General features: G+C 52.1%; 12 protein-coding genes. 6 read left to right on the forward strand and 6 right to left on the reverse strand.

Translation table 11 applies throughout. The features are described from left to right. The first annotated feature begins 114 nt into the window (after positions 1-114). Complete coding sequence (locus tag EHSB41UT_RS03880) at positions 115-1,365, forward strand: C1 family peptidase (RefSeq protein ID WP_165767137.1); 1,251 nt, start codon at positions 115-117, stop codon at positions 1,363-1,365. On the opposite strand, the gene EHSB41UT_RS03885 is transcribed toward EHSB41UT_RS03880, so the two are convergent. From EHSB41UT_RS03885 to EHSB41UT_RS03895, 3 genes are read right to left on the reverse strand one after another with little or no spacing between them, the layout of a single operon-like run. Further along, positions 1,352-2,146 carry a hypothetical protein gene (locus tag EHSB41UT_RS03885; RefSeq protein ID WP_087107113.1) on the reverse strand — a complete coding sequence of 265 codons (795 nt, stop codon included), beginning with the start codon at positions 2,144-2,146 and terminating at the stop codon, positions 1,352-1,354. The genes EHSB41UT_RS03880 and EHSB41UT_RS03885 overlap by 14 nt on opposite strands. A 48-nt stretch (positions 2,147-2,194) precedes the next feature. Then, positions 2,195-2,989, reverse strand: coding sequence for an aldo/keto reductase (locus tag EHSB41UT_RS03890; RefSeq protein ID WP_087107115.1), 795 nt, complete (start codon positions 2,987-2,989; stop codon positions 2,195-2,197). Between the two features lie 27 nt (positions 2,990-3,016). Continuing rightward, positions 3,017-4,222, reverse strand: coding sequence for an FAD-dependent oxidoreductase (locus EHSB41UT_RS03895; RefSeq protein ID WP_087107117.1), 1,206 nt, complete (start codon positions 4,220-4,222; stop codon positions 3,017-3,019). Positions 4,223-4,382: 160 nt separating this feature from the next. Here EHSB41UT_RS03895 and waaA point away from each other — a divergent pair, with 160 nt between their 5' ends. Then, positions 4,383-5,681, forward strand: a complete 1,299-nt coding sequence (gene waaA / locus EHSB41UT_RS03900) for a lipid IV(A) 3-deoxy-D-manno-octulosonic acid transferase (RefSeq protein WP_087107119.1) — start codon at positions 4,383-4,385, stop codon at positions 5,679-5,681. Positions 5,682-5,928: 247 nt separating this feature from the next. Further along, a complete protein-coding gene (locus EHSB41UT_RS03905) occupies positions 5,929-7,206 on the forward strand; it encodes an NRAMP family divalent metal transporter (protein ID WP_087107121.1) in 1,278 nt (425 codons plus the stop codon). A gap of 82 nt (positions 7,207-7,288) precedes the next feature. Here the strand turns inward: EHSB41UT_RS03905 and EHSB41UT_RS03910 are convergent, their stop codons facing one another. Both EHSB41UT_RS03910 and EHSB41UT_RS24595 read right to left on the reverse strand, forming a co-directional pair. Further along, a complete protein-coding gene (locus tag EHSB41UT_RS03910; protein WP_165767138.1) occupies positions 7,289-8,692 on the reverse strand; it encodes a TolC family outer membrane protein in 1,404 nt (467 codons plus the stop codon). Between the two features lie 162 nt (positions 8,693-8,854). Further along, positions 8,855-9,001: a hypothetical protein gene (locus tag EHSB41UT_RS24595; RefSeq protein ID WP_165767139.1), complete on the reverse strand. Its 147-nt coding sequence runs from the start codon at positions 8,999-9,001 to the stop codon at positions 8,855-8,857. Between the two features lie 262 nt (positions 9,002-9,263). Here EHSB41UT_RS24595 and EHSB41UT_RS03915 point away from each other — a divergent pair, with 262 nt between their 5' ends. From EHSB41UT_RS03915 to EHSB41UT_RS03925, 3 genes are all read left to right on the forward strand, one after another. Continuing rightward, the gene (locus EHSB41UT_RS03915; RefSeq protein WP_165767140.1) at positions 9,264-9,755 is read left to right on the forward strand and encodes a DUF1249 domain-containing protein; all 492 of its coding nucleotides are present in this window, start codon (positions 9,264-9,266) and stop codon (positions 9,753-9,755) included. Between the two features lie 84 nt (positions 9,756-9,839). Next, the gene (cpdA, locus tag EHSB41UT_RS03920; RefSeq protein WP_165767141.1) at positions 9,840-10,631 is read left to right on the forward strand and encodes a 3',5'-cyclic-AMP phosphodiesterase; all 792 of its coding nucleotides are present in this window, start codon (positions 9,840-9,842) and stop codon (positions 10,629-10,631) included. A 136-nt stretch (positions 10,632-10,767) separates the two neighbouring features. Next, positions 10,768-11,001 carry a PA3496 family putative envelope integrity protein gene (locus EHSB41UT_RS03925; RefSeq protein ID WP_087107129.1) on the forward strand — a complete coding sequence of 78 codons (234 nt, stop codon included), beginning with the start codon at positions 10,768-10,770 and terminating at the stop codon, positions 10,999-11,001. Positions 11,002-11,023: 22 nt separating this feature from the next. Here EHSB41UT_RS03925 and EHSB41UT_RS03930 read toward each other — a convergent pair whose 3' ends face one another. After that, positions 11,024-11,818, reverse strand: coding sequence for an alpha/beta fold hydrolase (locus EHSB41UT_RS03930; protein ID WP_087107130.1), 795 nt, complete (start codon positions 11,816-11,818; stop codon positions 11,024-11,026). Positions 11,819-11,823 lie beyond the last annotated feature (5 nt).

The following is an 11,823-nucleotide window of genomic DNA, read 5'->3' on the forward strand; positions in this document are numbered from 1 at the left end:
GTTACACAAACGCAAAGCTGTTAATTGAGGGACAACCTACGCACAACATAAGGCCACAACCGGCTGTGAACTTCTGCCTAGAGTCGAAATACTCCCATGAGATGGCGACCGGTTATGCGTACAAAATGCTTACTTATCGCTCTGCTGCTATGCTGCGCATCCGGCCTTCAGGCTGCGCCCTCAATCAGGCTGCCTGAGGCAATTTCAGACTATCTGCGCCTGCCAACCACACCAGTGAAGGATCAGGGAATGTCGGGAACCTGCTGGTCTTTTGCCATGACCTCGCTACTGGAATCCGAACTACTGCGTCTTGGAAAAGGTGAACACGACCTTTCCGAGATGTATCTGGTTCATATGAGCTATCTGGACAAGCTCAAACTCGGCCAGAAGTTCGAGGAGCCCGACTTTGTTTCCGAAGGGTTTGATATGGAAAGCGCGCTGGATCAGGTCATCGACTACGGCATGATAAAGGAGCAGGCCTTCGACGGCCGCTCCCCCAAAACCAGAGGCGATGATCGTTTCAGCTTCCACGAGGAAATGGCTGAAACCCTGCACTTCAATGCGGAGCAGGCCATCAATTCAACCCGGACATCTGTTCAGTTCTTCTGGTATTTCAATTATGTGAGAAACCTCAATGCCATGATGGGCGAAATACCCGATGCGGGGAGCATGCACGAACAATACACTACGAATGCCAAAGCTCTTACTCAGCTTGGGATCAACAGCAGCGACTATGTAGTTCTGACACCATCCGACCAGAAGGATTATCAAGGTTATTCCCGCCCCTGGCAGAGCCTGTCCCGCCAGAAGCGCCAAAAATATATTCCCAAGAACAAAGTCATCGCCATGATTAAGCATGCCTTGAAGCGCGGTTATACCGTGGTCTGGGCCGGTGATGTTGGACTGGACGGTTTCTCCTACGGACTCGGTGTGGCACAGGGTGGCGTTATCGATGATGAAGAAGATGAAGACGAGGATATCAACGAATCTGCGGAGGGAGGTGGCTCTTTTCGGTCCAAAAGACGCTCAGACTGCTTTCAATATATGTATGGTCGCGCAGACGGTGATGAAGATAACGGTCAGTGCCCTGCACCCGAAGAGCACGAACCAGCACTTCATGCCATGCATATCGTTGGGTTGGCAACAGATAAGGTGGGAAATGAATATTTCGCTACTAAGAACTCTTGGGGAGATAACAATTTTCGGGACGGGTATCTCTATATGGATGAGGAATATATCGAGAATGCAACCTGGTCACTGCTGACGCATATGGATGCCATAAATGGTGGAATGCGGGAAGATCTGTTTTCCTCGGCAGACTTACCTCCAGAAGAAGAAAGAGACACCGCTGCTATGTTCGAGTGAAGAACTCTGAAAGTGTCAGTGCAGAAACATCTTTCTGCTCCCATTCCCCTTCAACCAACTGATAAAAATGACCGGTGGGGGACGATTGACTATCCAGCTCCATCAACACACAAAAGCAGTTCGGGTCATACCGGCTGACCAATTCTCCCTGCCCACTGGTTGAATGCTCAAAGATATCCTCTGCATGTCGGAGGTTAATCATGTCAGGCAGCTCAACCGTGATCGGGTATACCAATTGCAGGCTGGCGGTTGGTTCATGCACATAATAACCGGCAGGCCAGGATTCCGACTGGAAGCTCCTCAAGGTTACCCAGGGCAGAAAAGCGGAAGGACAAATAGCCAGAGTCGATTCACGCTCAAGACAGTACGGATCGGGCAACAGCTTTCCTTCACGGACAAAGCCATAGATCAATCCATCCTGAGCAATAGGAAGAACCTCTTCCATCAATTCAGCCCAGGCGGTCTGCAAAGGCTGATGCAGGTTTTCTTCCGGTACATACCCCGAAACCAGCTTGAGTGTGCTGCCCTGTTGTACCAAAACCAGAGCCTTGCGGCCTTTGTGTTCCACCACCAGTTGCAAGGAAACACCGAGATTGGCAAACAGCTGCCCCTCAGACACCTGCTGAATACTCCCCTGTTTACGAAGAGTCTGCATCTCTAAAAAGCTGAGTGGATCACCAAAAGGCTTGATCTCGCCAGACGGTGTTAACACCACCTGACGAGTCTGGAAATGATCTGCAGCTTCCCTGCGCAGTTCTTGTCTGGCGTGTAAATAAGACAAGATCGTCTGTTGTCCCTATCTTGTATCAACCAATGTTCAGTGATGAGCTCAGGTATGGCTGAGAATCACCTGGCGCACGGCCTGAACATTCTGTTCCATATGTTTCGGGTTAATGGTGCCCAAAACCGCACTGGTCACGCCTGGATGAGCAAAGACAAAATCCATGCTCTTTTGTACCGGATCTTCACCGGCAGCAAGATGCCCACTGGCCAGCGCCTTCTTCACCAGTATGGATTTACCATGACGGGCTGCGTAATCCAGCACCTCACGTTCACCCTGCTCGTTCAGGTTCCAGGTCACCATGGCGCAGTCAGCCTGCTCCAGCACCTTGATACCGCCTTCAACCGTTTTAGTAGACATGCCGGTTGCACGGATAAGACCTTCCCGCTTCAGATCATTCAGCACATCCAGGCAGCCGTAACGCTCAATAATCTCAACGTCGTTACCATCTGAGTGTACCAGTACCATATCCAGGTAATCGGTCTTCAGTCTTTGCAGACTGCGCTCGATACTTTTGCGAATATGCTCCGGGGTAAAGTCAAAGCGAGATTCCCCATTCTCAAACTCCTCCCCAACCTTGGTGCAGATGATCCACTGGTCACGCTGCCCCTTGATCAAGCCACCCAGACGCTCTTCACTGGTGCCATAGGCTGGCGCGGTATCCAGCAGATTGATTCCCAGATCACGGGCCAGCGCCAGTAACTCAAGCGCCTTCTTATCATCCGGGATTTCAAATGCAGTCGGGTATTTCACCTGCTCGTTGCGACCCAGTTTGACCGTACCAAAGCCCACAGGGGAGATCATCAGACCGGTATCAGCAACCGGGCGCAGCCAGTTATCCATAGCATGCTCTGTCAAAACGTGTCTCCGTTAGTCCTGCAGCCGACCTTCCCAGAACGGCTTGGTGATTTCGGGATGAGGCAGTTCCGCCACACTGAAACCTTCATTGCCTTCCGGCGTAATACCCTGGGCTTCCAGGCTCTTGATCACTTCATCGGCAAGGTTTGGCGCCAGTGCCAGTTTAGTCGGCCAGGTGACCAGACCATTGTGAACCGGCTTGCAGAATGCAGCATCCGGACGCAGCAGTTTATTCTGCTTAGGCTCGGCACGATTCACCCGCAACGTTCCCCAGCGGGCACGGCCAAAGTCCACCCATGGCATCAGCTTGGTCAGCTCTTTTTTGGCCAGAGCAATCTGTTCATCAGCTTCACGCTTCACGCCGGTTTCTGCCAGCTCACCGCCCATATACCAGACCCAGCGACCATCTTTGGTTGGATGGCTGGTAATGGTGATGCGCGGAACAATATCGGTTCCCACACAGTGGGCATACACCGGATGCTGGAAATCATGTTCCATCATCACCATATGCAGAGGGCGTACCTGCTGTTGAGGCGCATCCTGTTGCCAGAGTTTAAGCAGGTCGGCAGTGCCTTCACCGGCCGTGAAGACAAACTGCTTGGATTCGATTACCGTGGTTTTGTCACTCTGGGTGATCTCAATGCCGGCAATGGAGTGATCATCATTCAGCTTCAGGGTAGTGTCACTGTTCCAGTCCACCTTGATCATCCGATCTTCCAGACCTTTTACCAGCGCTTCAATCACGGTTTCCACATCCAGAACACTCTCACTCAACTTGTAGAGCTTGCCCTTGAATTGCGGGTTTCTGAACGCTTCCGGAAGATCGCTTTTGGACACACCTTCCACACGACCGCGCAGCGCCTTGCTGCCGAAGAAAGTTGCCAGACGGGAGCCAAAGCCTCCCGGCGTCCACATATATTGGTGATCAGAAAGAACCCGAACATTGGTCAGGTCCAGCTCGCCATCACCACGCATGGCCGCCTGCCAGCGAGCCGGCATACCGGCGATGCATTCGGAAGCCTTGGTCAGGTTGCCGGACAGAGCGTATTTGATGCCACCATGAATAATGCCCTGGGATTTGATCGTCTGACCGCCGCCGAGGGTGTCATTCTCCAGAAGCAGGGCCTTGTAGCCCATATTGTTCAAACGCCGGAACAACCACAGTCCGGCAATACCGCCGCCGATAATGGTCACGTCGGCTGCAACTACCTGGTTCATAGTTAGCGATTCGCTATCTGACATATAAGAATGATGGGCAGTATATATAAGGATCACTCAGGTCTGAAATGGCAGTTCCCGCAAATACCATGACACAAGCTATGGTATACGCCTGAGAGGTTGCGGATAATGGTCGTCCGAACCCGATAGACGCACTCGAATGTCACGCTTTTTTTACACCCTGATTTTCTACCTAGCTCTGCCGCTGGTGATGCTCCGCCTGCTCTACCGCGCATGGCGGGCACCGGATTATGTCAAACGCTGGAATGAGCGCTTCGGGTTCTTCAAGCTGCCAGCCTTTGAAGGCAAACGTATCTGGGTGCATACCGTGTCAGTTGGCGAATCTATCGCTGCGGCGCCGCTAGTGAAAAAGATGCTGCCGACCTTCCCGGAACACCAGTTCGTGATCACCACCATGACACCAACCGGTTCTGAGCAGGTTCTGAATATCTATGCCAGCGAGATTGCTGCAGGACGGGTCGTGCACGTTTATGCCCCTTATGATCTGCCGGATGCCATCGCCCGTTTTCTGAACAAGGTGCAGCCTGAGCTGGCGGTGTTTATGGAAACAGAGCTGTGGCCCAATACTGTGGCCGCCTGCCACAACCGTGGCATTCCTTCTCTGCTCACTAACGCGCGTCTATCTGAGCGTTCCGCCAAAGGTTATGCCCGTATTGGTTCACTGAGCCGCAATATGCTTTCCCAGCTGTCGTTTATTGCCGCGCAGGGTTCGGCCGATGCAGAGCGTTTTATTGAACTGGGCTTCCCCAAAGAGCGTCTGGAAATAACCGGCACCCTGAAGTTTGATATCTCCGCCCCAACCGCCTTGCTGGAACAGGGAAAAGAACTGCGGGAGAAATGGCTGCATGGACGTGGGGAACATGCCCGCATCCTGATTGCCGCCAGCACCTACAAAGGTGAGGATGAGCAGATTCTGGATGCCTATGCCCATCTGCGTCAGTCACTCACAGATGTGCTATTGATTCTGGTGCCTCGCCATAAAGAGCGCTTCCAGCCGGCTTACGAGTTGATCAAGAGTCAGGACTGGAAAGTTGCACGACGCAGTGCCGGTGAAGTGGTGAATGCAGAAACCGATATTCTGCTGGGCGACACTATGGGTGAACTGATGCAGCTGTATGCGACAGCTGACGTTGCCTTTGTCGGCGGCAGTCTGATTGAACGTGGCGGCCATAATCCTCTTGAGCCGGCTGCCCTTGGCATTCCGGTGATTTATGGCCCTCATGTTTTCAACTTTGCGGCAGTTAATGAAACCCTGCGCGACGCCGGTTGTCTGTTTACCGTACACAGCAGTACAGGCCTGACCCGTGAAGCCGAACGTCTGCTAACCGATCAGGAAGCCTGGCAACAGGCCAGCGACGCAGCCCGCGCAGTAATGGATCGCAATCGCGGTGCTCTCGACCGACAGCTGAAACTGACCGCTTCTCTCCTCAATAGATAAAATCCATCGCCTAACGGTGGAAATCTCCATTCCCCCAATGACATAATCGAATGAGAGGCTCTGGCACAGGGCCTCTCATTCGATTACATAACAACACATCCATTCTAAAAACACATAAACGTCAGGCAGTATTTATGGTTATCGATACCAAATTACGCTCCGGCCCCAACCATCCGTTAGGCGCTTGGATCACCTTCGATGCATCCCTGAACAGCACTACAGCAGCTCGTGTGGAGGCACCGGAATAATGACGACTCAGACCATCTCACACGATAACAACACCCGCCCAACACAAACCAAACCCTCTCTGCTGAACAGTCTCGGCCCCGGTATTATGATGGCCGCAGCCGCAATCGGCGGTTCACACTTGATAGCTTCAACCAAAGCCGGTGCCATTTATGGCTGGCAACTGGTCGGCCTGATTATTCTGGTAAACATTTTTAAATACCCCTTTTTCCAATACGGTGCCCGCTACAGCGCAGCTACAGATGAAAGCCTTGTACGTGGCTACGCCCGCATGGGGCAGCCATGGCTGCTGTTGTTCCTAGGGCTGAACGCCTTCGCCTCAGTGGTAAATATTGCAGCCTTGCTGGGACTGACCAGCGCACTGCTTGGCGCCGTATTCCCCGGTATCCCGACACTGGTTATGGCCGGTGTGGTGATTTCGGTCTGCCTGCTGATCGTATTGCGCGGGCATTACCATCTGGTGGACGGTTTCTCTAAATGGATCGTAGTGATTCTCTCAGTCGTGACTGTTGCTGCCACCCTGCTGGCCTTTACCCAGCCGTCTGCTGCGCCAGCAGAGTTTGTAGCCCCTGATCCCTGGGTACTTGGCTCACTGGCCATGCTGATCTCCCTGATGGGCTGGATGCCGGCACCGGTTGAGGTGTCTGCCATGACCTCACTCTGGGGCCGCAGCAAGGCGCAGGAAGACGGTCCGCGTAGCATGAAAACGGCTCTGCTTGATATGAATGTGGGCTATATCGGTACCACGATTCTGGCTCTGTTCTTTGTTGCCCTCGGTGCTCAGGTTATGCACGGCTCCGGTATTGAACTGGCAAAGAGTGGCGCGGCATTCAGCCAACAGCTGGCAGATATGTACGCCTCGGTGATGGGTGATTGGAGCCGCTGGCTGGTTATTATTGCCGCAGTCTGCTGCATCTTCAGCTCACTGCTGACCTGTGTAGACGGTTACAGTCGTGTGAACAAAAGTGCCTGGGATAACCTGCACGGAAATGACTCCCCCAACACCGAAAGCCCGCTACTGGCGCTGGCGATCAGCGCTGCTGCCATCACACTGGTGACCCAGTTTCCGGGCAGTATGCTGGCCATGCTTGAGTTTGCAATGATTGCAGCCTTTCTGACGACGCCGGTCTTCGCCCTGCTCAATTACCGGTTGATGAATGCCAGCCATGTACCGGAAGAACATAAACCAGGCCGTGCCCTGACACTGCTGAGTCAGGCCGGATTGATCTTCCTGTTTGGCTTTGCCGCACTGTTTATCTGGTGGAAGTGGATGATGTAAACAACATCAAATACCGCAGAAAGAAAAAGACCCGATGTGTTATTCACATCGGGTCTTTCATTACGCAATGATAAAACTCTTATCAGCTTTTGGTACAGACAGACGTCAGATCATTATTACCACTGGTGTTCATCCAGTTGTTCAGATCTTTCAGATCCTGCGGGCTCAAAGTACCGGCGTTCTGCTTCAGCTTCAGAGTATTGATGATGAAGTCATAACGGGCGCTCAGGTAGTTACGCTGGGCACCGTACAGGTTCTGCTGGGCATTCAGTACGTCAACAATATTACGGGTACCAACTTCATAACCGCTTTCGGTTGCTTTCAGAGCACTGTTAGCAGATTCAATCGCGCGGCACTGTGCGTCAATATTCTCGGCATCCGCATTGACGGTATTGAACAGATTACGGGTATTCGCAGTCACTGTACGCAGGGACTGGTCATAGTTCAGCTGGGTTTCTTCCAGCTGGTAACCTGCCTGACGCACCTTGGACTGAGTAGCACCACCGGAGAAGATCGGTACGCTCAGCTGCAGGCTGTAAACCGTTGAGTTGTTCTTGTCATTAGTATCCGGTTGAGCATAGTTAACATTATGACCGTATGTAGCAACAGCATTCAGTGTTGGCGCATGGCCAGACTTGCTGACTTTCAGCTGGGAGCTGGCGGCATCAATACCCTTACGGGAGGCTTCCAGACTCAGGTTCTGAGCAACGGATGTCTTCACCCACTCCTGGGCAATAGCCGGAGTTGGCTTGGAGACTGGCATGGTCTTGTCCAGTGACTCCAGCTTGGTGATAGAGGTATTGGTCAGAGTCCACAGATTTTCATAAGCGACGCTAACCTGGTTATTGGCCTGAATACGGGTAACGCGGGACTGGTCATAAGCAGCACGGGCTTCCAGAACATCCGTTTCAGCGATCAGACCAACTTCAAAACGCTGCTGGGTCTGTTCCAGCTGACGCTGCAGAGCTTTTTCTTCCGCAATAGTGGTTGCCAGAGTTTCTTCTGCCAGCAATACATTGAAGTAAGCCTGGGCTACACGCAGAACCAGACTCTGCTGTTCAATGGCCAGACTCAGACCAGCCTGTTCAGTCAGATAACCCGCCTGCTCAAATGCAAACCAGGATTGCAGATTAAACAGCGGCTGAGTCAGGGATGCACTCCAACCATGGGTATTGTAGTTGTTAGTACGATCACCAGCAGGCAGTGGTGTGGAGTTCAGATTCACGCCTTTGTTATCTGCAGTCTGTGCAGACAAACCAATCTGTGGCAACAGGGCGGCACGGCTTTGCGGAACGGCTTCTTCCGCCGCTTTAAAGGAAGCACGGGCAGCTGCCAGTTGTGCATCGTTCTTCACAGCCAGTTCGTAAACCTGCATCAGGTCTACCGGCTCGCCGCTGGCAGCATGAAGCGCGCCACTGAACAGTGTTATAGCTGGTGCCATCATTGCGGCACTGATTCCCACGAGCAATCGCTTGGGTAGCATCATTCGCATTCCTGTATCACAAAAATCTTGCTGTTTCTGATAAGCCGGAGGGAGATCTTCTTTTAGTGATGAAGTGATCTATCGGCCTTTAAACCGTGACGGGAACGCATCCCGCCCCTCTCGATCAATGTCTATTTTACTGCCGGAACAAACATTGATATTGGCTTAACCATCAAACCAACGAGCAAAACTACCACTACCAAGGGCAGAATTTAAGCAGATATTCTCATCAATAGGTATTTCAGTTGTATTGAAGTGTATATTGGCTATTTTTTGCACACCCCATAACAACTGTTGTGCTTGGTAGTACATGCTGTTTCCTGATGGCGTCCTGCCAACAACCCGTATATCTCGGGCTGGCTTATTAAACCATAAAAGCCCGGCGTACGTACTCAGGATTTATCCTGCGCGCCTGCCCGCCGAAATTATGAAAATAATAGAAGGGAACGAAACAACAGTCGTGTTGCCTTATTTTTGATACATTCTATCCCAGAACACAGGGAGGCCACTTGCTCTTAAACGACACCAAACGCTATTTATGGGAGCAGCTATGAGAGGTACAGCCAGATCGACGGTGCCAGCATTGACTGCACCGTCATCAATCAGCCGACCGGCCCGATATAAGATGGATCTGGCAGGACTTCAGGCTGTATGTGAAGCCAATTACCGTCAGTTATTTAAAGTGGCGCAGGATGCCCTGTGTGCGCAAAAGGGTTCTGTAAAGCTGCTCTCGAGTGAATGGATGAACCATTCATCCAAAGCTCATCTGGAAGTGCTGGAACAAACCCGTTATACCAGTCTGGTTGCTCTCAGCCTGACCTCTCGCCTGCATGACTGGCTGACACTGCCGCAGATGCAGATTCGCCTTTACCACGATGTTCAAATGGCAGAGGTTGTTTCGGCGGACCATTACCGGAACCTGTCAGCCGTTTACGAGTACCCGAACCCGGCCATGCATCTGCCGGATGAGAAGCATCAGCTCAATCTTTTGCTGGCCGAATGGCTTGCCCATTTCCTTGAAACCGGTTTATCGACTGAACCACTGTCTAAAAAACTGCCAACCTGATAACAGAATCCCATTCCCCTATGGAGTCTGGCGTTTTCTGTGTTTATGATGCCCTAAACAACACCAACCATAACTGGAAAAACCTTGCTACACCGTCCATCCACTCTGATCCAGATCAGCGACTCTCATCTGTTTGCCAATGATGAGCGCAGCCTGTTGGGTATTAAAACCCGTCAGTCGTTTGCTGACGTGATAAAAATGATCAGGGCGCAGGAAAGCGAGATTGACCATATTGTGGTGACGGGAGATATCTCTCAGGACGACTCCATGGAGTCCTATCACTACTGCCATAAGGTGTTGTCAGATATGCATGTGCCCTTCTCATGGCTGAAGGGCAATCATGATGATATGTCCACAGCGGCCAGCGTGATGTATCAGGCCAATTTCCCGGATATTCAGGAAGTCGGTAACTGGCTGATTCTGATGGTGGATACCCACGTATCCGGCGAGATTCACGGCATGATCTCCGAAGAAGCTATGGCCCGACTGGAAGAGCAGCTGGTTACCCATCAGGACCGCCCTCTGCTGGTCGCCATGCACCACCACCCGATCCCGGTTCACAGCCGCTGGATGGATGATATCTGTCTCAGCAACCGGGAAGCCGTGATGACCCTGCTCAAGGGTTACCCTCAGGTGCAGGCCGTCATCCATGGCCATACCCACCAAGAGCGGGATCAGGTCTATAACGGTATTCGTGTGCTGGGTATCCCCTCTACCTGTGTACAGTTCGCGCCAGGGTCAGAGGATTTTGCCGTCGATAACCAGCAGCCAGGCTACCGCAGACTGCGTCTCTTCCCCGATGGCCGGATTGAGACAAGCGTCCACAGACTGCCGGATAACACCTGGCTGCCAGACCGCTCTCAGGCAGGTTATTGACGCCTGAACCACCGCCCCAAACCATCGGCAACCAGCCCTGCTGCCTTTATTCTAATTAGATATTACAGCGCCTTTTTACCCTGCTTCTTCTTTCCTAAATTTGAACATGAGGCAGCAGTACAAAGGATTTGTGATCATGTCCCGCCCGCAGTATGAGTCTGAGACATTCGCTCCCGGTGATGGTCTCCCTGAAGGTCTTGAACACCGCAAGAGCAAATCAGAACGGCAAAGATGCAAACGCAAACGCGCCCGCAGCATTCGCAAGGGTATCGATTCCTACTTTGAGAAGAAGAATCTCAGAGATCAGATCGGCGACGATTTTGATGATGACGATCTGGATATGGGAGAAGAGGAGAGCTGGTATCACTGATACCGGCTCTTTCAAAATAAGCTCAAAGCTCTGAGAGAAAACGTTCAACGATTCCGTTAAACAGCTCCGGCTTTTCGGCATGCAGCCAGTGCCCCACACCAGATACCACCTTCAGCGATGCATTCGGGAACAGCGCCCCGATTACCGACTTATGCTCCGGTAGCAAGTAATCAGACTCCCCGCCTTTTACAAACAACACCGGCCCGGTAAATGACTTGCCAGTGTTATCCGGTTCAGATCGGATTTCATCATAATTGGCCACCAGCGCCGGAGCATTCATACGCCAGACAAACTCGCCCTGATCGTTACGCATCAAACTTTTGATCAGCAGCTGCCTTACAGCGGGCATCTCTATAAATCGTGCAAACTGGGCATCAGCTTCTGCTCTGGAGGTCGCCAGCTCCGGCTGATAGTTCTCTATAGCCTGAATCACATTCTCATGCCGGTGGGTGTAACTCACCGGAGCAATATCACCAACAATAATGGCCTTGATACGCTGCGGGAAATCCAGGGCCATCTGCATGGCCGTTTTACCGCCCATGGAGTGCCCAAGTACGATTGCCTGCTCAATAGCGAGATGGTCCATCAGGCGTACTACATCAGCAGCCATCACCTGATAGTTCATTTCCTCATCGTGGAAAGAACGACCATGGTTACGCAGATCAACGGAAATCACCTGATACTGCTCTGCCAGCCTGCGGGCTACAGGCGTCAGGTTATCCATATTGCCAAACAGACCATGCAGGATAAATAAAGGCTCGCCTTCCCCCTTCTCTCGCCCCTGCACTCGATAATTAAGAATTCTGTCGTCAGTCATATCGT

Source organism: Parendozoicomonas haliclonae (assembly GCF_900174585.1).
In the GTDB taxonomy this organism is placed as follows: Bacteria; Pseudomonadota; Gammaproteobacteria; order Pseudomonadales; family Endozoicomonadaceae; genus Sansalvadorimonas; species Sansalvadorimonas haliclonae.

Excerpts from the sequence above, each read along its gene's own strand:
- waaA (WP_087107119.1), top strand. The coding sequence starts at position 4,383 with ATGTCACGCTTTTTTTACACCCTGATTTTCTACCTAGCTCTGCCGCTG.
- EHSB41UT_RS03905 (WP_087107121.1), top strand. The coding sequence starts at position 5,929 with ATGACGACTCAGACCATCTCACACGATAACAACACCCGCCCAACACAA.
- EHSB41UT_RS24595 (WP_165767139.1), bottom strand. The coding sequence starts at position 9,001 with ATGTACTACCAAGCACAACAGTTGTTATGGGGTGTGCAAAAAATAGCC.
- EHSB41UT_RS03880 (WP_165767137.1), top strand. The coding sequence starts at position 115 with ATGCGTACAAAATGCTTACTTATCGCTCTGCTGCTATGCTGCGCATCC.
- EHSB41UT_RS03930 (WP_087107130.1), bottom strand. The coding sequence starts at position 11,818 with ATGACTGACGACAGAATTCTTAATTATCGAGTGCAGGGGCGAGAGAAG.
- EHSB41UT_RS03910 (WP_165767138.1), bottom strand. The coding sequence starts at position 8,692 with ATGATGCTACCCAAGCGATTGCTCGTGGGAATCAGTGCCGCAATGATG.
- EHSB41UT_RS03925 (WP_087107129.1), top strand. The coding sequence starts at position 10,768 with ATGTCCCGCCCGCAGTATGAGTCTGAGACATTCGCTCCCGGTGATGGT.
- EHSB41UT_RS03895 (WP_087107117.1), bottom strand. The coding sequence starts at position 4,222 with ATGAACCAGGTAGTTGCAGCCGACGTGACCATTATCGGCGGCGGTATT.
- EHSB41UT_RS03890 (WP_087107115.1), bottom strand. The coding sequence starts at position 2,989 with ATGGATAACTGGCTGCGCCCGGTTGCTGATACCGGTCTGATGATCTCC.